The organism is Bacillus yunxiaonensis (assembly GCF_037104695.1).
Lineage (GTDB): Bacteria > Bacillota > Bacilli > Bacillales > Bacillaceae_G > Bacillus_A > Bacillus_A yunxiaonensis.
Map to the genome: position 1 here is coordinate 1,145,328 of NZ_JBAWSV010000001.1, position 22,215 is coordinate 1,167,542.

Below are 22,215 nucleotides of genomic sequence, written 5' to 3' on the forward strand. Positions count from 1 at the left end.
ATTAGCTGTACGTAAAATACTATTTTGTCTTTTCGTTATATTTGTAGCAATTTTCGAAATCCCCACCACTGTTTTCCCATCATCCTTAAAAATAGGCATATATGTAGCTTCCAACCAAATTCGATTTCCTGCTGCATCCATACGTTCAATTTTATCTTGATAACTTTTTCCGTTTAACAAATCATTCCAAAATTCTTCATAACTAGGACTGTTAGTAAACTCAGGGAAGCAAAATTCTTTATGCAATTTTCCAACCATTTCAGTTGGCAAGTATCCCATCGTTCTTGCAAAAAGATCGTTAACATAAGCAACTCGGCGATTAACGTTAAAGCGAATAATCGCAAGGTTTCGCTCCATAGCTTTCATAACTAAGCGATCTGATGCCTCATCAGTGGATAAATCCTGTCTATCATTTATATCATTCATAATATAACCCCTTTCTCTTTTAGCCATAAGCCTCATTACGCCCCTCATATAATCGTTATATCAAAAAAATATAATACTGTCTACAAATCCCCCATGCCAATCAATTTAAGAATTCAACTAAAATGTATTTCTGTCTCATCGTTCTCCAGCAAGATAAACTATAACCTTTTCCTTTTCAAATATCAGTACTAAAGATATCTTCTACCTTGCACCTTCAGTAGCAAACTCTTTCATTATGTCACTATAATAGCTTTCAATAATTTTATAATGATGCTCTTCATGTATCGCTAAAAGTTGAATAGCCTGAATTAAGTTAGGATAGTTGGCCATTGGATCAAAAAACACAATATGTCCAGCAATCTCTTCTTCAATATTTATAACTAACTCTCTCAATTTATCCGTTTCATTTAACAGCAATCTCTTTAACTCTTCTTTGTCCATAGTATGAATCACTTTTTTCGGTGGCACTAAAATGAAAGGCGCTTTCATCCCTCTTCCATGCTTCTCTTTATATTCTGCATAAATATCATGTATTTGGCTGGCAAATGCTTTCTTTCTTCTCATTTTTGCATACGGAATAAGAACAAAAGAAAATCTTGTTGCAACTTTAACCATTCTTAAAATTAAATATAGATGATAAATATGCTCACCAATAGACCATTTTCCTTCTTTTTGATCCCATAGTTTATCATTTGAAATAAATTGTACTTTTTGAAAAAAACAATGCCGCTGCTGTCTTAATGTTTGGAAATGGTGTGTCATACTTTCAGATTTCATCTATTAACTCCCCCACTTTATTTCATAAGGATTACTCCAGTGAAATCTTTCTAAACAGAAATTTTCTTATTTTTTCGTTATTTTTATCAATGAAAAGTACATATGCTACATGTACTCTTTTCATATACACTTATATCAATAACCGATACTACTTAACTCAACAATCCTGCCCGTTTGTTGAATACGCGTCTTCATAATCTTATGAATATTTTAACATAATTTCCCTAATCCTCGTCATCTTTTATTCTTAATATTTAAATTAACAACCTAAATTACATATTAAATGTAAATAAGACAACAGAAATTGTTAGCGTGTTAAAAGCAATACTATTTCGAATGCTATTTTAATAGTTGAAATGCAATAAATCCTTATAAAAATATAAAAATCGAGTATAAAATCTATGCGATTTCACACTCGATTTTCTATGCTATTTAGATTGTTTCTCTACTCTACATTATAAAACAAAAATATGAATTGGTAACATTTCATAAACTTACTTTTGTATTAGCAAGGTATAATGATAGAAAAATGTGTTCCTTTTCCTTTTTTACTCTTTATTTCTATATCTCCGTTTAATTCTTTAATGATGCTATAAGCGATCATAGTGCCAAGTCCGGTTCCTTTTTCTTTAGTTGAATAAAATGGCATTGCAATTCTTTTCATTTCTTGAGAAGACATTCCTATTCCTGAATCAATAATATCAATTACAATATTATTTTTTATTTTTTGTATATTAATTTGTAATACTCCACCATTTTGCATAGCTTCAATTCCGTTTTGTGCAATGTTGATTAAACATTGTTTTAGTTTTTCTGGATCGGAATTTATATATAGAGAATTTTCGATATCGCTTTTTATTTCAACATTGTGTGAAAGTGCAAGTGGTAAAATAATATTTTTTACTTGATGAAAAAGTTGCTTAATATGTATTGATTCGCTTACTATGTTTTGCGGTTTTGTTAAAGATAAATAATTATTAATAATGAATTGTACTTTTTCCAGTTCAACTAACATAATTTCCAAGTAGTTATTTTGAGATGCTTTTGAGAGTTCATTTTTATGAAATAATTGAGTGAATCCGTATACAGTAGTGATTGGATTATAGATTTCATGTGCAATAGATGCGGCCAATTCGCTAATTAGACAAAATTTCTCTGCTCTTTGAATTTTTTCTTTCATCTTAAATTTTTCTATCATTCCTTCTACTAAATAAATAGATAATAATCCTGTGAAAATATTAATTATTATATAATTAGCTAATAATTTAATAAAATCAACTTCTATTTTACCAATTATTTCAATCTGGTTTATTACAGCAAAAACTGAAAGAAAACTGGTACAAATTAAAATAAGTAGTATGTTGAATACTATTTTTTTCTTTCGAAATGAATGAGGAAAAACTTATGAAATATTGTAATAGTAATTATAATAATACCGTATATAACAACTGATGAAAAAAAACCAGTTCCACCTAAGTAAAATCTATATGAAAAATATACAATGCTGATAAAAATTAGACTTCCTGTGTTTCCATATAGTACAACTAAAAGAATAGGAATAAAGCGCAGATCATAAATATACCCAGCGTGAAAATGGATCGGGAAGGTCATACAAAGAATAATTGCAATGGATGAAAGAAAAGAAATTAATATATTGTTGCATGCTTTTTTTTCAGTTTTGTCTAACCAAAACACTTGATAACCAAGGATACAAATTATAATAATGAATGTATTTAATAGTAGTGTAGAGATCCACATCTTTTATCCCTCCCTAATTCTTTATAAAAAGAGTGAAAAAAAGGTAAAAAAGCACTTTTTCAAGTGCTTTTTTACTGCTTATTTAGAGTTGATGGCAAAAAAACATTCTTTAAAGGGAAATACAAGAAGAAAGCAAATAACAATAACGACTCACGATTACACAATTTTTGAATATTCTGTTAATTTTTAAGAGATATCACCACCTATTGTGTGATTGCTTTTATACTAACATGAAAATCGTCATATTGCAACAAAAAAATCGGAAAATTTCATCTTTTTAGTCGTTTTTTGTATTAAATTGTAGAAAATTTTATTTTCTATATTTTTACATAGATTAACTACTGATAGCATTAATTATGTAAATGAAAAGTCCCTTTATTTCTTAAAGAACTTTTCTAGATTATTACAATGCTTATTCGTTTAAATAGATTCCCATCCAAATTTAAGACAACACCTGACACAACCTATTTATGAACATTCTACAAAGCTCTGCGAAGATCCAACAGTAAAGAAAACTTAATATAAATATGAATGCAATAACCTTTGGATCCATAGTTGTATCAACCGTAGGACCTAAAACCGGAAAACGGAATACGTACAGATTTATCATAATTCCCACCAGTAAACATGCCGCTGAAAAAAAACAACCGCAATTCTCCTCTTCAATTGTAAAAAAGCTACACTTAGCGCTACTCCTAATAAACCTGTTGTAAAGGGAAAGATAATCAGTTCACTCGGCTGGATAATAAATAAGAGGAAAATCGTAAGGATATAAGAAAGGATTCCTTGACGGATTGAAAAGTAAGTGGCTAAAAAAATGGGTAATGTTGCTAGACAACTAATCAGAAATCCTATCCCCGGCATAATGCCTCCTGCTGATTGAAACATGGCAGCAAATGTACTCAATAAGGCTGTGATTACCAACTGGGTTGCAAGTGCCATCTTTCGTACATGAAGAGAATTTGAACCTGTCTCTATTATCGGTTTACACCAATAACGAACAAACCGTTTCATTGAAATCCCTCCTCAAAATATCCCATTTGCCACTTCCTATAATATTCATTGCCTTATGTTTTATGCAGTATTACCTACTAGTCATGCTTTTCGATCACTTGGAATGAGGACTACTCCCCTATGAATAATTAAAAATAAAAGCCTTTTCTAAGGGGGATACGTTATATCGCGCTAATGCAATTAAAAGAATTATTAAACCGAAGATATTTTGGTTCCATCCGGATATAAAATCGAAGCGCTTGCTGAAAACCTTACAACTCCCTTCAATTTAACGTTTACAGATCAATGGGAAATACTAATTGCAGATGCTGGAATTGCTTCAGGAAATGGCAAGGCGTTAATGATTATCCCAACTGGAACAAAGGTAATAGCTGAGGGGTTTAAACCTCCGCTTACAGGTATTACTTTTTACAAAGATAACATCTATGTTGCACATCGAGGATTTATTACTATTGTAAAACCAGATGGATCCAAGAAAGATATTATTTCAGGACTACTTAGTTTTGGGGATCATCATAACAATCGTGTTATTTTCGGGCCTGTTGGAGAGGCTTTTATTGCTGAATTCGGAAGTGAAGCACCTAATACGACAGGTGGTAAACCTGCACGAAAAGTAGGTCATCGTGTATCTAGAATCAATCCTGAAACGGGAGTAATTATGACATTTGCGATCAATAAAACAGGGCTTGCTGCTTTTACAACAGGTGGTGGCGGTTTAGAAAGACCAATTGTTGTTACTTCTGGAAAACAAAATGAAATGTATATTACCGATTTCGGAATCTATAAATCACCTGGAATTAAAACACAGGTGTAATTTAGAAAGTTATGAAGCTATAATCGTTTTTTCAAACTAAGCCGCTTTTACCTCATCGCCATCAAGCTAATATTTTGAAGCACCCAGAAAACGAAATTTTCTCTCTACAGTTAATTTATAAGAATTAAGCTCATTTTTTCGTTTGGAGGATCAATATTTTTTAAGTTGATAGCAATCAGGTAGTGAATATTCTTAAGTTGATGAGCATGGAGTACCGCCACATGCCCATCAACTTAAAATTAAGTAAAATTCTGTTCAACTAGATTTTTTCTGTTTTCTAAAAAATTGATATCAACTATCTAAAAATCTGCATACCAAATAAACCCTAACCTCATTTATACATTTTTAACAAATTCAGATATTAATTGCATAGCTCCAATACCATCAATTTTGCAATCAATATCATGATCTCTCTCAACCAAACGTATATTTTTACTTTTGTACCTATTTTTATAACTAATGGACTTCCTTTTCAATTCATTATTTTCTCTCTGATACTTTGTAAAACCTGTATTCCCATAGGAGTAATCGTTGTACCTTGCTTCTTGACACCCACTGCGACACACCCACATCGTTTGAGAATCGATAGCTTATTGCGAATTTGAGCTTCGGATAAAGGACGGGAGAGCAATGAGCGTAAAACAGTTCGTCCCACCCGCTCCTGCCGTTTACTGATATTCCACAGGATCGTCAATATATCCTCATAATCCATCAGGGAACCATGGCGTGACAAGAATTGAAGGATGTCCTCCCTCTCCATTGTTTCCCCTTCGGCTATTGGACTGTAAGGTGTTGACAAGATGACGCTGCTATTCAATATACGTTCAGGAATATGTTGTAATTTCACTATATCTCCTTCTACGATTACCATCAGATACTTAATGAAATTTTCTAACTCCCGAATATTACCTGGCCAGCTGTAGTTTAAAAGAACATTTTTTACTTCAGGTGTAAATTGTAGCTTTCTCCCATTATCATGAAGGAAATAGTCAATGAGGATAAAAAGATCCTCTTGCCTTTCTCTAAGATTTGGGATATGTAACGGCAAAACGTTGAGTCTATAGTACAAATCTTCCCGAAAAGTACCCTTCGACACCATACTATTCAGATTTCGGTTTGTGGCAGCAATTACCCTAACATTAATGGGAATTACGCGATTTCCTCCTACTCGCATCACCTGCCGCTCTTGGAGCACACGCAGCAAGGCTGCCTGAATACTGAGAGGAGCATCTCCAATCTCATCCAGAAAAATGGTTCCATTATGGGCCAATTCGAATAGACCCATTTTCCCTCCTTTTTTAGCTCCTGTGAAAGAGCCCTCTTCGTATCCAAACAATTCACTTTCTGCCAAACTTTCTGTAAGACCGGCAAAATTGACCGGGACGAATGGGCCATCACGCCGGGTGGAATACCTATGAATTGCTTGGGCAAATACTTCCTTGCCCGTACCGTTTTCCCCTGTGATTAATACGGTAAAATCACTTTCTGCCAGTCTGACAGCAACCTGTTTCGCAGAAATGATAGAATCGCTTACACCGATAATATTTTCAAAAGAATATTTTGTCGTTAGTCCCAGACGACTGCTATTTTTGCGGATTTCCTGTTCATTTCGTTGGACAATCGTGACGTCTTGAAACGTAACAACGACACCCATCAAATGCCCGTCCATCATCACGGGAACTTTGGTAACCAGAAGAACCTTGTTCCGTATCTCCAATAATTGATTGGATTCCTCCGCGTGGGACTGAAAAATCGGATTCAGGTTAAACTCAGGGATTATATCCCAGCACCTCTTTCCAAGGCAATTCTCTGCAGACAGGCTAAGGATTTTCTCCGCTTCTTCATTAAAAACCGTAATATATCCCCATTCATCCATACTGATAATCCCTTCATGAACAGCATTAAATACGGATTCCAGCTTTTGATTTAACCGCTTCTCATTGTTTACGGAATTGGCTAAATTTCTTCCAAGGCGGACAAAATCACGGAAAAACTCCGCTGTATAGAAATGCGCATTTTCTATAGGAAGATTCAATTGTTGAGCAATATCATAAATCGTTGTCAAATCGATCGGGCGTATGCCCAAATCAATCACTTTACCAATCGTCTCCGGGACAAGTTCTTTTAATCCATGAGTAATCGCCACATCTATATCCTCAAGTACAGGCTGGATTTCCGCTGTTTGCGGAACATATGGAATAAAGTGCAAATGATCAAATCCCAGACGATTCAAAAGCTCGATGGCATCTACAATCGTGTCCATACTATTCGAGACAAATAGACATTGGGTTCCCGGAGCTAAATCCATCAGTTGTTCGAGCTTTGGCAAATGAACGGTTCTTCTGGCAAACAGTGCCCGCTCATGGATTAGTTTCGGTAAACGATCCAATATACTTTCGGCGGAAACTAGAATCAGTTCACACTCATCCACTAATTGGCTATCCAGCTCCCCGTGCTCATGAACGATATAAATCTGAATATTGGTACCGAAAAACATTCTCAGGTTAGTCTCAAAGGTTTGTGCTAGCTTTTCCCCTCTTGTTAGCAGTAAAATACTTGGTCTCCCCATTTTTCTCTCCTCTTAAAATCCCTTTTTTAGAATAATAATAACTTAAACACAAACCTAAAACTATACCTAATAAAAAACGGTTCTGGTGCAAAAATTTCAGCTAACTTGAAACTTACCTCTAAATCTTGGACATACTGATACTATCAATCTAGAAAAGGTATGGTGTTCAAATAGTGTATAAAGCTGGCTGTTAAAGTCAACTTTATATTTTGATTAACTTCCTCTAACCGATTATATAAATTAAAAATAAATATACAATTTATCTTTTATAAATAAATTTATAGCTTAAGTAAATGATGATAAGGCCAATTAGCACGATCAAAAACTCTTCTATTGGTCCGTAAGTTACATTCTCGAAACAAAATAAACCGCCATGGACTCCGAACCCTCTCATACCCCCCCCTCCCGATCACCTTTCTAAGATCCATATGTTAGATCAAAAGGGAGCAGGACTGATCCGAATCAAAAACCGTCCGCAAACATAGTCGTGATGTAATGAACGTTCGTAAATTAAAAATAAACTTTTACAGACATTCAAGACGTTGTACTTTTACGAACGAGATGATAAGAAATTTAATACGGTATTAAAGGTAACAATTACATCCAACATATTTCATCCTGGTTTTTCCAAAGTTAATGAAATGAAAAGGCTCCTCGATAAACAAGGAACCTTTCTAAATTTATGAAGTTGCTCTGACTGAAATATGATGGTCATTAATGTTTTTAAAATATTACAGATAAGCATAAAATTAAACAGAAAAACTTTTTGGTTTTATAAATATATCTTTTACAAATCTCTCCACTTCCTCAGATGTTGTCATATTTAAAATTTGTTCAATAACTAAGTTTATTTCCGCTTTTGATAACTTAAGAATTTGGTTTCTTGCTCGTAAAATAGAAGTGGCACTCATAGAAAATTCGTCTAATCCTAAACCAAGAAGAATAGGGATCGCGATTTCATCCCCAGCCATTTCACCACATATACCTACCCATTTTCCTTCTTTATGTGCTGCATCAATGACATTTTTGATTAAGCGAAGGATCGCCGGGTTATATGGCTGGTACAGATAAGAAACACGCTCATTCATGCGGTCTGCTGCCAGCGTATATTGAATTAAATCATTTGTTCCGATTGAAAAGAAATCAACTTCTTTTGCAAACAGGTGAGCCATCACAGCAGAAGATGGAATTTCCACCATCATCCCTACCTCAATACTTTCGGAAACGGTTGTGCCTTCAGCTTGAAGTTTTTCTTTTTCCTCTATTAAAATTGCTTTTGCTTGACGAAATTCATCGAGTGTAGCAATCATCGGGAACATAATTTTTAAATTACCGTGCACACTTGCACGCAACAGCGCACGAAGTTGTGCGCGGAACATGTCCTGCATTTCCAAACATAAACGAATCGCGCGGAACCCTAAGAATGGATTCATTTCTTTTGGAAGATTTAAATATAGAAGCTCTTTGTCGCCCCCGATATCCAGTGTACGAACAACAACCGGCTTACCTTCCATTCGCTTTAATACCGTTTTGTAAGCCTCAAATTGTTCTTCTTCTGTTGGAAGTGTATCGCGCCCCATGTATAAAAATTCAGTACGGTATAAACCTACTCCTTCACCACCATTTTCAAGGACACCTTTTACATCCTCAGGAGTACCTATGTTGGCAAAAATCTCCACATGATGTCCATCAGATGATAATGTAGGCTCATTCACAAGCTTGGCCCACTCTGCTTTTTGGGCTTCGTAAACAGCTTTTTTATCTTCGTATATCTTCACAACATCTTCTGTTGGATTGACGATTACTTTGCCCTCTAAGCCGTCGACGATAACTAATACTCCGTTTTCGATATCATTTGTTACCATCTTCGTACCAACGACTGCTGGAATTTCCATAGAACACGCCATAATCGCTGAATGCGATGTACGTCCGCCTATATCCGTTGTAAAACCTTTTACATATTTGCGGTTTAATTGGGCGGTATCAGATGGTGTTAAGTCTTCTGCGACAATCACTACTTCTTCTGAAATCATGCTTGGATTGGCAATGGTCACACCTAAAAGATGCGATAACACACGTTTTGTCACATCATGAATATCAGTAGCGCGCTCTTTCATATATTCGTTGTCCATTGTCTCAAACAAGTTCACAAACATAGTGGCCACTTCGTTTAAAGCAAACTCCGCATTGACTTGCTCGTGTTTGATTTTGTCCTTAACTGGATTGATTAGTTCCGGGTCGCTCAACACGAGAAGGTGGGCAGAAAAGATTTCTGCTTTATCTTCGCCAAGTTCTTTACGAGCATGCTCTTTTATTCCTTCAAGCTCTGATTTTGATGTTTCGATCGCTTGTTCAAAGCGTTCTACTTCCTGATCTGTATTCGTTACTGCTATTTTTTCTACAATTAACTCTGGATTTTCTAAGCGAAAAGCTTTGGCAATAGCAATGCCTGAAGAAGCTGCAATCCCTTTAATTATGATGGACATTGTTTTATTAACCCCTTTCTCATGTTATTTTTTAGCTCAAACTTATTTTAATTTTATATTTTTCTTGTACGTCAACGTCCAGCTGTTCAAACGGATTTACACCAAGCAAATGTACAATGTTACTTTTTTCATGTTCGTCTTTACATCTTTATGCCTTATATATGAAACTTTTATTTTTGTAATACAGTCACATAAATTATTTCTAACCACATATAATTGTAATTTGATAAGCTATATAGCTTCTATGTTTCTATTAAATAATTTTGTGCTCTCTATTTGACAGAGGGGGCTAAAAGCTCTCGTAATCGCGATTCCTAAAGAAACTGCAATTCCTGTAACATTCGTGCCGACGTTATTGGCCAATCCCCTCACTTTTTATTAACTCTTCGAGCGCTTCTAATGCTTCTTTTGCATCGTTACCTTCAGCTACGATTGTGACTTCAGCCCCGCTCGGAACCCCAAGAGACATGATACCCATAATTGATTTTAAATTTACAGACTTCCCTTTGTACTGAAGAACTATTTCTGCCTGATATTGACCTACTTTATTAACCAACTGTGCTGCTGGTCTTGCATGAATACCGAATTTTTCGATAATTTTAAATGTTTTTTCTGCCATTTTATATTTCTCTCTTTCTTTACTAAATTTTAATACTCATTCTAGTATCTATTTTGTTTTCTAATACTGAAAATCCCTCTTTATCCGCCAATTTCTTCTCCAAAGCAACCGTAATAACGAAGTGCTATAGCTGCTGCCAGTGAACCTTTTCCTAGTAAGTTATGTCCGCAACCATATCTATTTCCGTCCTTTTCCACCGGATTATATTGTGGTACGCCACCTGAACTGTAACTAGAGGAAATTTTAGAATATATAATGGGGTATTGTAAAAATAGATCAATTGAATCACTCATAAACAAATGTTATGAGTGATTCAACGATTAGGTTAATTCAGTGTAAAAGCGGCAGCGATCGCCCCGCACTATGGATATACAAAATTCAACAGGCACACCATTGATATCGTAGGCAGTTCGTTCAAGCAGAAGTGCGGGACGACCTGCCTCCGTTTGCAGATATTCACTTTCGTCGGCACGGATGAGAACGGGTTCAAATGCCTCATTTGCTCTTGTTACCACGGTATTAAACTGTTGTGAAAATAAATCATATAAAGAAACTTCGCCTACCTTTTTTAACTGCTTTACATCTGTAACAACATGTTTCGGAATAAAAGATGATTCCAAAATAAACGGCTCATCTTCAGCACAGCGAAGGCGTTTCATTTCAATGACATTCACATCTTCACTCAGCTGAAGCGCTTCTTTGATTTTGGCAGTCGGTTTGACTTCTTCTATTTTCAGAATGATATCCTTAGGGTTCAAGCCTTTTTCTTTCAATACTTTACTAAAGCTGTAAAATCCCATCAATGACTGCTGCAATTTTGGTTTTGCCACGAAGGTACCTTTTCCTTGGATTCGGTATAGAATTCCTTCCTGTACAAGCTCCTCAATCGCTTTTTTTGCCGTGTTGCGACTCACACCAAATTGATCCATTAACTGATTTTCTGATGGGATTTTATCACCAAGTTCCCAATGACCTTTTTCAATTGAATCCTTTAATCTTTCCATTAATTGATGATAAAGCGGGATTATACTTTCATGCTGCAATGGTTTCATTTTATTAAACCTGCCTCCAAATCATACTAATGTTCTTTTAATAACCTAAATTATACCATCAACACTTATAGCGTCAACCTAACAACTAGGTTCTATAACGGAATAGTTTCTACCAAACTATAATAATGATGGTTTATCAAAGTCGCAATTAATATCTTCTACGCTTGTAAAATATTGATAGCCTCCTTAATCGGACCGTTTTCCGTGTTCCAGTCAAAACGACTTTTAAAAATAAATCAAAAAATAAGGAAGCGCGAGAACCTTCCCCACACTTTCTTACCTCGCTTCCTTACCCTGAGATTTTTACAAACCACGGGCTTGCTGTCTCTTTCAAGACAATATTTAGTTCTTGGATATTTTTTTTGCCGGTTTCTTGTAACCAAGCACGTCCGGCTTGTTCACCATTTTCGGAAAATTGAGCGACGCCATTTTTCCATGTTGCCCGGCCGCAGAGGACACCGTTAAAAGTTGAGCCGGATTTTTTCGCAAACATCAAGGTTTCTTGGAACAATTCGGCACTTACGCCGGCGCTTAAGAAGATAAACGGCAGATCTGTTGCCTCACTTTGCTCTTTGAAATACGCAGCCGCTTTTTCCTTGCTGTAGGCTATCTCGCCTTCTGCGTAACCCTCTACAAACTTCATATCTACTGGAACTTCTACCTTTAAAACGTCCACCTTGTATTGTGGTTTAGAGAATTCCCTCATGGCCTCGATAACCTTATGAGGCTTCACTTTGGCATACTCCATGCTTTTCACATCATCATTTCTGGCATCGTAAGACACTATTTCAAGGAAGAACGGAATGTCTTCTTCCGCGCACTCTGATCCAACTCGTTCCATATAAACGTGCTTATAGTCATTAATTTTTTCATCTTCATCTACATCATAGTATAGTAAAAATTTAACCGCATCTGCTCCAGCTTCCTTCAGGCGTCTAACGGACCACTCTGGCAATAAATCAGGCAATCGACCCTCGGCTGTTGCATCATAGCCTGTTTTTTCATATGCCACCAATAACCCAGCGTCCGAATGACGGACTTTCGTAGCCGGCAGACCATATTCCGGATCCAATAGAATCGACGTTGCATATGGTGTTAACTCTTCAGAAACCAATTCTTTGAAGCGAATGATGCCCTCATCCCCGACATTATTCTCACTTCCAGCTTCAATCATTTTCTTTAATGAACCGCGTTGATCGATCGCCAAAGCTCCAATAATTCCATTTTCATCCGACAAACGCTTAAGAGCTGCTAATTTATTATTCGTTAATTCTAACATCAACAATCACCTCTATTAATCTATTTTAATAACCTCTACCATTTCAAAAAATTGATCGAACTTCTTCGGATCAATATAACCTGTTCCCTCTTCCATCGTATTGAGCATGCCCGTCGTCATCGCAGTTTTCAGAATGTCCGGAACGGATTGCTTTCGTTTCAAGGCAACCGCTAATCCCGCAACAGTCGCATCACCCGAGCCAACAGGATTCACGACCTCGATAGCAGGAATGGTAACCCTGTAATAATCTCCACCATGCTTGACAAAAGCACCTGTCGCTCCCATCGAAACGACAATCCATTCAATCCCATGAAATAACTTATTAGTTAACAGTTGCTTCAAGCTGCTTGTGTTCTCCTCCACTTCCATGCCAAGAAGCTGGAACAGTTCTGAGATATTCGGCTTGATCGCAAAAGGTTTTACATTATGGTTTAAAACCTGTCGAAGCGGCTCCCCTGATGTATCAACAATCACGGGAATTCCCTTCTCCCGGCCAATTTCGACCATCTGACGGTAAAATCCAGACTCAAGCCCTTTTGGCAAACTACCCGAAATAGTAACAAGAGAAACTTCAGACAGCAGTTCCCGATATTTTTCTAAAAAGGCTGCTCCTTCTTCCATGGATAAAATTGGCCCGGATTCGAGGATTTCTGTCTGCTTGCCATCATGAAGAATCGCGATACAGTTTCTTGATTCTTGATTAATTTTATAAAAATGATTCCTGATATCACTTTTCGTCAATTCTTGAATAATGCAATCCCCAATAGTCCCGCCAATTACACCTGTGGCCAAAACGTCTTCTCCCATCTGCTTGACAACCCGGGCGACATTTAAGCCTTTTCCGCCGGCGGTTTTACGAACACTTTCCACACGATTTACATCATCTAGCTTAAAATCTTGAATTGGATAGGAAATATCAATGGATGGATTCATAGTGACAGCTAAAATCATTGCACTCCCTCTTTCCCTATCAAGTTTTCAGCTTGAACCCGGCAAACCCCATCAAGATCCGTGGCAGTTAATTCGAGCTCCGGTGTTAAGACGATAAAATCGGCATCATAACCGTTCGTAATCATACCGCATTCCCCATCGATGCCAATACTTTTAGCGGATGCTGTACTTGCCATATAAAAGGCTTCCTCAGGGGTCGCAATTCCCCAATCAACAGCATTTTTGACAGCCTCTTTTAATTGCAAAATACTGCCCACCGCAATCTTTGTCCCGCCAATATCAATGCTTATTGCCATTTTCATGTTCCTGCACCTCTATTTATTCTAGTGTACCTGCTCATCTGTTTTAAAAATTGATGTAATCAGGAAGACGAGTTTTTCTTCCAAAAAAACAATTGTAACATTGGGTTGTTGGTACAAGTTAAAACGAAAGAAAAACTCATAGAAACTAGATTATGAGAATAATAGCTAGATTGTTTTAAGTAATTCTATTATGTCACCGTAATTTGTAGGGTTAACCCAGCAACAATAAGCCATTTAATGCGGCCGAATCCGTCCGCATTAAATGTTTTAATTTTCAGAGAAATGAGAACGACAACCTAGCCACCCTTACAATATTCAGTTGTAGTCCCGTACTATCATATTCCTTATCAGGGCGTGGGAGTCACAATTATTAGACTTATAGATTGTTATCGCTTCCATTATATGCTAGACTCTTTGAACCTTGGACGTTCCGACTTTTGAAAACCTTTAATCGCTTCTTTACCAGTATTGATCGCTAAATCTCTTAATCCATCGATTTGAAGTCCGTCCTTTAGTAGAGCAGTTTCAATAACCATCGCAAGATTTGTTCCGCCAACCACAGCAGAACCTTCCCTTCCATTCGTAAGCGAAACGGCCGTTTTAAACGGAGAACCGCCAACTAAATCACATAAGACTAAGATAAATTCACATTTTTGTAATCTTGAAAAAGCCTCAAGTAGCTTTTTCTCAAGGTCACATGTTGAATCGCATTCAAGAAAATCCACGTATTCCACATTGGGTTGATCTCCAGCGATTAGTTTTACCGAAGATTGAAGACCCGTTGCAAACGATCCATGACCGCTAATAATCAAACCATTCATTTTAAAAATCCTCCTAACATGCTAAATATTATAAAATGGTTCCAAAAGGAAATGGAATTTTACCAATAATACCGATGATAACGGTAATGATAATTAGCTTAACTGGAGAAAATCCCTTTTTTAATAGGTAGTACATTAATAAAGTATATGCTAAAGGCAATAAGTTCGGCATGAGTTTATCGAGTACATCCTTTTGCAGGGCAATTTTTGCCTTACCAGCATGGATCACTAAACTTGATTCTAACTTTACGAATGAGGCAATCAATGCGCCAACAACTGTTAACCCTACAATAGATGCTGCATGTGCTACTTTTTTAGTATTTTCCTTTAAAGAACTGATAGCATTTGTTCCGGCACTATAACCGTAATGCATTAATCCAAATCTAAGAGCAAAATGAACTGCGTTAAAGATTAATAGGAAGATCACTGCTCCCATAGGGTTTCCATCTTGCCCAAGTGAAGCACCTATACCTACACAAATGGGAAGGAGGGTCAACCAGAAAAGGGCATCACCAATTCCTCCAAGCGGTCCCATCATGGCTACTCGAATGGCTCTAATCGTGTTTCGGTTTTGTTTCTTTTCCTCCAGAGCAAGGACAATCCCCATAATAATGTTTACAAGGAATGGATGCGTGTTGAAGAATTCCATATGACTTTTCATCGATTCACTTAAATCGTGCTTATTTTTGTGAATCTTTTTCAAACCTGGCAAAATCGAATATAACCATCCTGCAGCCTGCATTCTCTCATAGTTAAATGACGCTTGAAGTAAAAGGGATCGCCATACCATCTTGTTTAAATCTTTTTTGGTCAAGACCTGTTTTGTCGCACCGTCTTGATAATAATCCGGACTGCTCGTATGGTCCACTGTCGTTACCACTTGTTTAGATTCCACGTTTTGCAACCCCCTTTACTGATCCATCACCAGAATTTGCTTTGAAGTAATCGTATAGCGCGATGGCAATCCCAATTAAAGCAACAGCAATAACTGGCATGTTCATATATGTGACTAAAATAAATCCGACGATTAAAAAGGCAATATATTGTTTTTTCAACATAATTTTTAATAGCATCGCAAAACCAATTGCGGCCATCATTCCCCCGGCAACACCAAGACCGCTAATAAGCCATTTTGGTAAAGTCTCTACGACCCCTTTAGCAGCTTCTGCGCCAAAATAAATTGGTAAAAAAGCAATAACAAAATAGAATACAAATAATGTAAGAATTCCCAAATAATTAATTCGTTCGATTCCCTTTGTATTAGCCTCTTGTGCATATTTGTCAGCTTTATGCATAACCGGAGAAAAAGCAGTAAACATGAGGGTGATACATGCCTGAACTGCAACTGCAAACGGAACAGCAATACCGATTGCCACTTTTGGCTCTTGTCCTGTCAGAATCGCAAACGACGTTCCGATTATTCCCCCAATAACAACGTTTGGCGGCTGTGCCCCAGCGAGCGGCACCATACCGGCCCACACTAACTCAATGGCAGCACCTGTCATAACCCCTGTTTGTAAATCCCCAAAAATCAAACCAATAATGACACCGGTTACAATTGGCCGGTGAATGTGGAACAACCCGTTAAACAGGTCTATTCCTGCAATTCCAGCCCATATGGCAACTAATAAGGCTTGAAGCAGCATGTGATTATCCATTCATTCTCACTTCTTTCTATAAGTGTTTATAAATATCATCTGGTCTTTCATCCGGAACACGACGTACCTCAAGTTTCACTCCCAAGTCACGCAGCTTCCTAAAGGCTTCTTTATCATCTTCATCAACGGAAACGGTGGAGAATAATTGTATTTTCCCTTGAGAAAAATGCATATTTCCAATATTTACTTTATCAATTGGCACACCGCCCTCTACAAGTCGCAATACATCTTGTGGTGTTTTTACAACTAAAAAGATATGTTGTTCATCTGCTGCATTGTGAATCACATCAATTGTTGTCTGGATTGAGAAAAAGCGAATTCCGATTGACCCCGGAACAACCATCTCCATTAAATCCTGTTGTATCTCATCTTCAGACACTTCATCATTTGCGACGACAATTAAATTAGCTCCTAAATGATTAACCCATGTAACTCCTACTTGACCATGAACCAATCGGTTGTCGATTCTTGTTAGTAAAATATTCGGCATGATATTACCCCCTATAAATATGATGAATATATTTTAACTCCTTTAACAACCCGGTTTACCATACCAGATGGTGATGGGTTATCTAGAGCTATTCCCAAATAAATCGAAATGCAAAAAGCAGACCATAAAGCAAATAGTTCAAGGAAAGGAAGACACGTCATTACCAATTAGAGCGTACCTAGATTAATTTTCTAGGCGAACATGGTATTTAAACTTATCACCCCCTGGCGATGGTATTCGTATATTCAATCACCCGATCTACCCCAACGGATGGATAAAATCATCGTACTCCCTCTTTCCGTAAATGGTAACGACAAGCACCATCAAGGTACGTCGCCATTAATTCCAGTTCAGAATTCAACACAATAAAGTCAGCAGCGAAGCCCTTAGCAATTTTCCCGCATTCCCCATCCATCCCAATACTTTTAGCAGGTGCGGTACTCGCCATATAGATCGCTTCCTCCGGGGTGGCAATCCCCCAATCAACGACATTTTTGACTGCATCTTTCAGCTGTAAAACACTGCCTGCTAAACTGCCGCCCTCGATACGGGCCACACCAGCTTTCACCTCTACAGCAAATTCTCCGAGTTGATAGTTTCCTTCCGGCATTCCCCCAGCCATCATACAATCGGTGACCAAAACGGTTTGATCTCTGCCGCGTGCATTCATTAAAATATTGGCGGCAGCAGGATGAACATGGTATCCGTCACAAATGATTTCCGCAAAAACATCTTTTAGATTCATAGCAGCGCCGGCCATCCCTGGCTCACGATGGTGCAGCGGGCTCATTCCATTGAACGTATGAACAAAAATCGAAGCCCCCCTCTCAACCGCTTGCTTTGCTTCTTCATAAGTTGCATCACTGTGAGCTAACGCCACAGCTATCTCTTCACCGACAGCATATTCAATAAATTCCGCTGCACCGTTTCTTTCAGGTGCAAGAGCAATTTTTTTAATAGAATCATTGGATAATCTCTGCCAATCTTTCAACTTTTCAACGGATGGGTTACAAAAATATTTCGTATTTTGTGCCCCTTTATGCTTTTCGGTAAAAAACGGCCCTTCTAAAAAGATGCCTTTAATTTTGGCTCCCCTGACTTTCGTATAATTGGCACCGATCATTTCAACGACCTGATTCAACACTTCTGTTGAAGAGGTTAAGGTTGTCGGCAAAAATGAGGTAACTCCGCAGGAAAGAAGTCCTTCAGATATCTCATTCAATCCTTGAAAATCGTTGTCCATAATGTCGTGATTTCGAAATCCATGAATATGTGTATCTACTAAACCAGGAGCAATCCAATATCCCGTGTAATCAATGATTTCTGCCGCTTCATCAGGCCGATTTTCGGAAAAGATACCAAATTTCCCATCTTTTATTTCCAAAAATCCAGGCCCTACGACCTTCCCCTCAAGAAAAAACTGATCGGCAAAGATAAACATCGACTTGCTGCTCTCCCTACCCAAATTACTAGTATTCATAGATGGTCACGCCTTTAACGACACGGTTCACTGTTCCTGTCGGCGACGGGGTATCTGGTGTATTGCCAACCTTTATTGAGGCCAGCAATGAAACCGTCTGGCCAACCATGAGATAAGGTAAGGCTAGATAAGCATCTGGTATAGATTGGGCCTCTTTGCCGAAACTAAATACGTTCCCATCATAATTGGTTTCTCCCTCAACCTCGATGGCACATATATAGCTGGCAACATTGTCCTTCTGCATTTCTTTTAACATATCTAAATCGTATTGACGTGTATAAGGCTGATTGGAAACAAACACAAAAACCACGGACTTTTCATTCACAAATGATTTAGGACCATGTCGGAAACCTAACGATGAATCAAAGGCAGTGACTACTTTTCCAGCTGTCAGTTCTAATATTTTTAATTGTGCTTCTCTCGTTAAACCTTCTAAACTGCCAGAGCCTAAGTAAATGATGCGGTCAAAATCACGATCAATGATCGCTTGAATGACGTCTTCTCTTTGAATGACACTTTCACCCATTTGCCGAATCGTTTTTACAATGGTCATTTTTTCTTCCAGAGGCTTAGGATCAAAAACAAGCAAAGTCGATAGTGCCATGCACGTATAACTTCCCGTCATCGCAAATCCTTGATCATTCGATTTTTCAGGCATCAAAAGCAACAAATTATTTTCATCCCCTGCTGCCCGCTTGGCCAATTGACCATCCTTATTACAAGTGATTGTTAGATGATACAAATCGGTCACAATTTGCTCCGTTAATTGGACGGCAGCAACACTTTCCGGGCTATTGCCGCTTCTTGCAAACGAAACGAGTAAGGTTGGAAAATCCGCTTTTAGGAATTGATAAGGATTGGATACCAAGGTCGTTGTCGGAATACTCAGCAATTCCCACTGTTTTTCATCCACTTGTTCCTTTAGATATGGGGTGACGGTATCACCGACATAGGCAGATGTTCCGGCACCGGTAAAAATAACGCGAACCCGGTCATGTTTCATTGATATTTTTAGTAAAAACTTTTCAATCTCACTGCTTCTATCCGTATACAATGCAAAGGTTTCAGCCCATAGATCAGGCTGCTGTTTTATTTCTGCGGTTGTGATTTGCGCACCTAATGGTACTAATTTTTCTTGACTGAATGTAAACATATCCGACACTCCTCTTTCAATTCTTTCGAACACTCGCAATCTTGCACCAACAACACCATTATTCTGCGCCAGTATGTGGGAAGACGAGTTTTCTTCAAAAAATCCATTCCACACCCTTTATAACATTGGGTTGATGGTATAAGTTGAACGGAAGAAAAACTCATAGAAATTAGACTATGAGAATACTCTGAATATTGTAAGTAATTATATTATATCACATCAAAATGTAGGGTCAACCCAACAAGTGAAATATATTTAACTTTCAGGTAATTTACATTCATATATACTTTTGCAAGTAAAAACTCATTCCATAATTCAACAGAATTTAAAATCATTACGGAAGAATGTCATCTATAAATACATCTTGAAATGCTGTTCCTTCATTTAGAATCTTCCTAGATAGTAAGTCATTTAAAGGTTCTCCTAACTTGTTATTAATTAATGTTCCTTCCACCTCTGCCCCTGATTGCTCTGTAAGGTCCGGTGTATCCCCACTTAACGCCGCATTTCTCACCTTCGAGACTTCACGGCCCATCCATTGTACATCCACTTTGACATTTGGATTCGCATCCTCAAATTCATCAATAATTTTTTGGATGACAACCTGTTGCGGTTCCCCTTTGTTCCACATAGACCAGTACTTGATTGTGGTTTTTTCTAAAGAAGAACTGCTGCTGCAGGTAATAAAAATAGCGAACAACAGGATTGAAATAATCACACTGCTAATCCTTTTTTCCACTTAAACCCTATTGTTTTTTTGTAAAATACAAATTATTCTTATAATTTAAATATACAATACATAGGTTGATGGGTCAACCGCACATTTTAAAAAGAGAAAAGAAATCATCCTCTTATAGATTTCTCTTCTCTCAATGAACCCTTTGCTACTAGAGCTTCTAAGGTTTTTATTGGCTTTTTTGCTTCAACCGGGATAAAATAGCCACAAAGTTTTGCGTGAAATCAGAAGAAGCTTCATCTATTTCAGGTTATGCTGAATTAGGATTTTTATATACATTTACAAATTTATCCTTTAAAGCATTAAATCCTGAGCTGTTTAAACTTTTCTTTGAATAAGGCTTATCATCGAAAAGAGTCATTTCTTCGTAAGCAGCGGCTAATTTTGAAAACTCCGCAGCTCTTTTAATCAGTGGGGTTTTCTCCATCCCTCACCAATCGGGATTTTACGGGCAGTTGATCCCAAGCTATCTTCCTTGTTTCTTTCTAAATCTTGAGATGGGGGAATCTGAAAATGGCAAGATAAAGAAGAATAGCTAGAAAATGTTAAGGGAAATGGGAAAATAAGAGGAGTGTCATGTGTTAGCAATAATAAACAAAAAGGGTTAAATATACTACTAGTAAAAAAATAAAATATTAAAAAGAATCTTCCTGGCCTTTCTTAGTTGAATAGTGAGGAAGGGTCAGGAAGAAAAATAGTTTATACTTTAATCAAGTCTGTCTATTCATTACGTATACGTTGTTCTGTCTCGATATCGAAAAAATGTGCTTTCGTTAAACTGAAAGCTAATGGGAGCTTATCGGTAGCTTTAATTTCTGAACGAGCATTGATTCGTGCAACAAAACTTTGATTCGCAAGTCTTCCATGAATCATCGTTTCAGCACCTAATAATTCAGCAACTTCAACTGTAATTTCGACAGTTGATTCAGGAGAAGCTTGAATAACAATTGGTTCATCATGAATGTCTTCAGGGCGAATGCCGAGTATAATAGTTTTTCCGTTATAGCCTTTTTTCTGCAATACTTTTAATTGTCCATCGGGTACTTTAAACCGAATGTTTTCTATATGAACATAGTTATCTTTTAATGTTCCAGTAAAGAAATTCATAGCTGGAGAACCAATGAATCCGCCGACAAAAATGTTTTCAGGAGCATCATATACTTCTTTTGGAGTACCAACTTGCTGGATGAGCCCATCTTTCATAACAACAAGGCGTGATGCCATTGTCATTGCTTCTGTTTGGTCATGTGTTACATATACAGTGGTCGTGTTTAAACGGCGATGAAGTTTAGAGATTTCAGAACGCATACTTACACGTAATTTTGCGTCTAAATTGGATAGGGGCTCGTCCATTAAAAACACTTTTGCGTCACGAACGATAGCTCTTCCTAACGCAACACGTTGACGCTGCCCACCTGATAATGCCTTTGGTTTCCGCTTTAAGTAATCTTCAAGTCCTAAGATTTTCGCCGCCTCTGTTACGCGGCGATTGATTTCATCTTTTGGAAGTTTGCGTAGTTTCAAGCCAAACGCCATATTATCATAAACAGACATATGTGGGTATAGTGCGTAATTTTGAAATACCATAGCAATGTCGCGGTCTTTTGGAGCGACATCATTCATGAGTTCTCCATCAATATAAAATGAGCCATCAGAAATATCTTCTAGACCCGCAATCATACGTAGAGTGGTTGATTTTCCGCATCCAGAAGGACCGACAAATACGATGAACTCTTTATCTTGAATATGTAAATTAAAATCAGAAACAGCAGTTGTTTTATTATCATAAACTTTAAAAATATGATCTAATACAAGTTCTGCCAAGATTAC

At 37.3% G+C, this 22,215-nt stretch carries 20 protein-coding genes and 4 pseudogenes; 1 reads left to right on the forward strand and 23 read right to left on the reverse strand.

Annotation, left to right across the window (positions count from 1 at the left end):
- Nucleotides 1–33: 33 nt before the first annotated feature.
- The 4 genes and pseudogenes from WAX78_RS25150 to WAX78_RS05695 all read right to left on the reverse strand — a co-directional run.
- Nucleotides 34–474, reverse strand: a pseudogene (locus WAX78_RS25150) (PAS domain-containing protein); the annotation flags it as partial.
- 153 nt (nt 475–627) lie between these two features.
- Nucleotides 628–1,203, reverse strand: coding sequence for a DinB family protein (locus WAX78_RS05685; RefSeq protein ID WP_336481279.1), 576 nt, complete (start codon nt 1,201–1,203; stop codon nt 628–630).
- 505 nt (nt 1,204–1,708) lie between these two features.
- A pseudogene (locus WAX78_RS05690) lies at nt 1,709–2,961 on the reverse strand (ATP-binding protein).
- A 442-nt stretch (nt 2,962–3,403) separates the two neighbouring features.
- Nucleotides 3,404–3,975, reverse strand: a pseudogene (locus WAX78_RS05695) (hypothetical protein).
- A 208-nt stretch (nt 3,976–4,183) separates the two neighbouring features.
- On the opposite strand from WAX78_RS05695, the gene WAX78_RS05700 reads away from it, so the two are divergent.
- On the forward strand, nt 4,184–4,789 hold the full coding sequence (locus WAX78_RS05700) for a hypothetical protein (RefSeq protein ID WP_336481280.1): 606 nt from the start codon (nt 4,184–4,186) through the stop codon (nt 4,787–4,789).
- A 335-nt stretch (nt 4,790–5,124) separates the two neighbouring features.
- Here WAX78_RS05700 and WAX78_RS25155 read toward each other — a convergent pair.
- From WAX78_RS25155 to WAX78_RS05795, 19 genes and pseudogenes are all read right to left on the reverse strand, one after another.
- Nucleotides 5,125–5,261: pseudogene (locus WAX78_RS25155) on the reverse strand (PhnA domain-containing protein); the annotation flags it as partial.
- A complete protein-coding gene (locus tag WAX78_RS05710) occupies nt 5,262–7,358 on the reverse strand; it encodes a sigma-54 interaction domain-containing protein (protein ID WP_336481282.1) in 2,097 nt (698 codons plus the stop codon).
- 259 nt (nt 7,359–7,617) lie between these two features.
- Entirely contained in the window at nt 7,618–7,752 is a 135-nt protein-coding gene (locus WAX78_RS05715; RefSeq protein WP_336481283.1) for a hypothetical protein, read from the reverse strand.
- 355 nt (nt 7,753–8,107) lie between these two features.
- Nucleotides 8,108–9,844, reverse strand: a complete 1,737-nt coding sequence (gene ptsP / locus WAX78_RS05720) for a phosphoenolpyruvate--protein phosphotransferase (RefSeq protein WP_336481284.1) — start codon at nt 9,842–9,844, stop codon at nt 8,108–8,110.
- 352 nt (nt 9,845–10,196) lie between these two features.
- The gene (locus WAX78_RS05725; protein ID WP_336481285.1) at nt 10,197–10,463 is read right to left on the reverse strand and encodes a phosphocarrier protein HPr; all 267 of its coding nucleotides are present in this window, start codon (nt 10,461–10,463) and stop codon (nt 10,197–10,199) included.
- An 80-nt stretch (nt 10,464–10,543) separates the two neighbouring features.
- Nucleotides 10,544–10,756: a hypothetical protein gene (locus WAX78_RS05730; RefSeq protein ID WP_336481286.1), complete on the reverse strand. Its 213-nt coding sequence runs from the start codon at nt 10,754–10,756 to the stop codon at nt 10,544–10,546.
- 27 nt (nt 10,757–10,783) lie between these two features.
- Nucleotides 10,784–11,515, reverse strand: a complete 732-nt coding sequence (locus tag WAX78_RS05735; RefSeq protein WP_336481287.1) for a GntR family transcriptional regulator — start codon at nt 11,513–11,515, stop codon at nt 10,784–10,786.
- 289 nt (nt 11,516–11,804) lie between these two features.
- Nucleotides 11,805–12,794 carry a tagatose-bisphosphate aldolase gene (gene lacD / locus WAX78_RS05740; RefSeq protein ID WP_336481288.1) on the reverse strand — a complete coding sequence of 330 codons (990 nt, stop codon included), beginning with the start codon at nt 12,792–12,794 and terminating at the stop codon, nt 11,805–11,807.
- A 15-nt stretch (nt 12,795–12,809) separates the two neighbouring features.
- The gene (lacC, locus tag WAX78_RS05745; RefSeq protein ID WP_336481289.1) at nt 12,810–13,745 is read right to left on the reverse strand and encodes a tagatose-6-phosphate kinase; all 936 of its coding nucleotides are present in this window, start codon (nt 13,743–13,745) and stop codon (nt 12,810–12,812) included.
- Nucleotides 13,742–14,035 carry an amidohydrolase family protein gene (locus WAX78_RS05750; protein WP_336481379.1) on the reverse strand — a complete coding sequence of 98 codons (294 nt, stop codon included), beginning with the start codon at nt 14,033–14,035 and terminating at the stop codon, nt 13,742–13,744. The genes lacC and WAX78_RS05750 overlap by 4 nt, the downstream gene beginning before the upstream one ends.
- A 410-nt stretch (nt 14,036–14,445) precedes the next feature.
- On the reverse strand, nt 14,446–14,868 hold the full coding sequence (gene agaF / locus WAX78_RS05755) for a PTS galactosamine/N-acetylgalactosamine transporter subunit IIA (protein WP_336481290.1): 423 nt from the start codon (nt 14,866–14,868) through the stop codon (nt 14,446–14,448).
- A gap of 28 nt (nt 14,869–14,896) precedes the next feature.
- On the reverse strand, nt 14,897–15,763 hold the full coding sequence (locus tag WAX78_RS05760; protein ID WP_253630150.1) for a PTS system mannose/fructose/sorbose family transporter subunit IID: 867 nt from the start codon (nt 15,761–15,763) through the stop codon (nt 14,897–14,899).
- Nucleotides 15,753–16,526: a PTS N-acetylgalactosamine transporter subunit IIC gene (agaW, locus tag WAX78_RS05765; RefSeq protein WP_336481291.1), complete on the reverse strand. Its 774-nt coding sequence runs from the start codon at nt 16,524–16,526 to the stop codon at nt 15,753–15,755. Before agaW ends, WAX78_RS05760 begins: the two co-directional genes overlap by 11 nt.
- Nucleotides 16,527–16,542: 16 nt before the next feature.
- Nucleotides 16,543–17,016 carry a PTS N-acetylgalactosamine transporter subunit IIB gene (gene agaV / locus WAX78_RS05770; RefSeq protein WP_336481292.1) on the reverse strand — a complete coding sequence of 158 codons (474 nt, stop codon included), beginning with the start codon at nt 17,014–17,016 and terminating at the stop codon, nt 16,543–16,545.
- Between the two features lie 280 nt (nt 17,017–17,296).
- Nucleotides 17,297–18,496: an N-acetylglucosamine-6-phosphate deacetylase gene (gene nagA, locus WAX78_RS05775; RefSeq protein ID WP_336481293.1), complete on the reverse strand. Its 1,200-nt coding sequence runs from the start codon at nt 18,494–18,496 to the stop codon at nt 17,297–17,299.
- Nucleotides 18,486–19,649, reverse strand: coding sequence for an SIS domain-containing protein (locus tag WAX78_RS05780; RefSeq protein ID WP_336481294.1), 1,164 nt, complete (start codon nt 19,647–19,649; stop codon nt 18,486–18,488). The genes nagA and WAX78_RS05780 overlap by 11 nt, the downstream gene beginning before the upstream one ends.
- Before the next feature lie 334 nt (nt 19,650–19,983).
- Complete coding sequence (locus tag WAX78_RS05785) at nt 19,984–20,280, reverse strand: hypothetical protein (protein WP_336481295.1); 297 nt, start codon at nt 20,278–20,280, stop codon at nt 19,984–19,986.
- Between the two features lie 355 nt (nt 20,281–20,635).
- Nucleotides 20,636–20,812: a hypothetical protein gene (locus tag WAX78_RS05790; RefSeq protein WP_336481296.1), complete on the reverse strand. Its 177-nt coding sequence runs from the start codon at nt 20,810–20,812 to the stop codon at nt 20,636–20,638.
- Nucleotides 20,813–21,105: 293 nt separating this feature from the next.
- On the reverse strand, nt 21,106–22,209 hold the full coding sequence (locus WAX78_RS05795) for an ABC transporter ATP-binding protein (RefSeq protein ID WP_336481297.1): 1,104 nt from the start codon (nt 22,207–22,209) through the stop codon (nt 21,106–21,108).
- Nucleotides 22,210–22,215 lie beyond the last annotated feature (6 nt).

What these genes read in the sequence shown, in the direction of transcription:
- lacC (WP_336481289.1), bottom strand. Translation starts at nt 13,745, where the DNA reads ATGATTTTAGCTGTCACTATGAATCCATCCATTGATATTTCCTATCCA.
- agaW (WP_336481291.1), bottom strand. Translation starts at nt 16,526, where the DNA reads ATGGATAATCACATGCTGCTTCAAGCCTTATTAGTTGCCATATGGGCT.
- WAX78_RS05780 (WP_336481294.1), bottom strand. Translation starts at nt 19,649, where the DNA reads ATGTTTACATTCAGTCAAGAAAAATTAGTACCATTAGGTGCGCAAATC.
- WAX78_RS05710 (WP_336481282.1), bottom strand. Translation starts at nt 7,358, where the DNA reads ATGGGGAGACCAAGTATTTTACTGCTAACAAGAGGGGAAAAGCTAGCA.
- ptsP (WP_336481284.1), bottom strand. Translation starts at nt 9,844, where the DNA reads ATGTCCATCATAATTAAAGGGATTGCAGCTTCTTCAGGCATTGCTATT.
- lacD (WP_336481288.1), bottom strand. Translation starts at nt 12,794, where the DNA reads ATGTTAGAATTAACGAATAATAAATTAGCAGCTCTTAAGCGTTTGTCG.
- agaF (WP_336481290.1), bottom strand. Translation starts at nt 14,868, where the DNA reads ATGAATGGTTTGATTATTAGCGGTCATGGATCGTTTGCAACGGGTCTT.
- WAX78_RS05725 (WP_336481285.1), bottom strand. Translation starts at nt 10,463, where the DNA reads ATGGCAGAAAAAACATTTAAAATTATCGAAAAATTCGGTATTCATGCA.
- WAX78_RS05735 (WP_336481287.1), bottom strand. Translation starts at nt 11,515, where the DNA reads ATGAAACCATTGCAGCATGAAAGTATAATCCCGCTTTATCATCAATTA.
- agaV (WP_336481292.1), bottom strand. Translation starts at nt 17,016, where the DNA reads ATGCCGAATATTTTACTAACAAGAATCGACAACCGATTGGTTCATGGT.
- WAX78_RS05715 (WP_336481283.1), bottom strand. Translation starts at nt 7,752, where the DNA reads ATGAGAGGGTTCGGAGTCCATGGCGGTTTATTTTGTTTCGAGAATGTA.
- WAX78_RS05685 (WP_336481279.1), bottom strand. Translation starts at nt 1,203, where the DNA reads ATGAAATCTGAAAGTATGACACACCATTTCCAAACATTAAGACAGCAG.
- WAX78_RS05785 (WP_336481295.1), bottom strand. Translation starts at nt 20,280, where the DNA reads ATGTGGAACAAAGGGGAACCGCAACAGGTTGTCATCCAAAAAATTATT.
- WAX78_RS05730 (WP_336481286.1), bottom strand. Translation starts at nt 10,756, where the DNA reads ATGAGTGATTCAATTGATCTATTTTTACAATACCCCATTATATATTCT.
- nagA (WP_336481293.1), bottom strand. Translation starts at nt 18,496, where the DNA reads ATGAATACTAGTAATTTGGGTAGGGAGAGCAGCAAGTCGATGTTTATC.
- WAX78_RS05790 (WP_336481296.1), bottom strand. Translation starts at nt 20,812, where the DNA reads ATGGAGAAAACCCCACTGATTAAAAGAGCTGCGGAGTTTTCAAAATTA.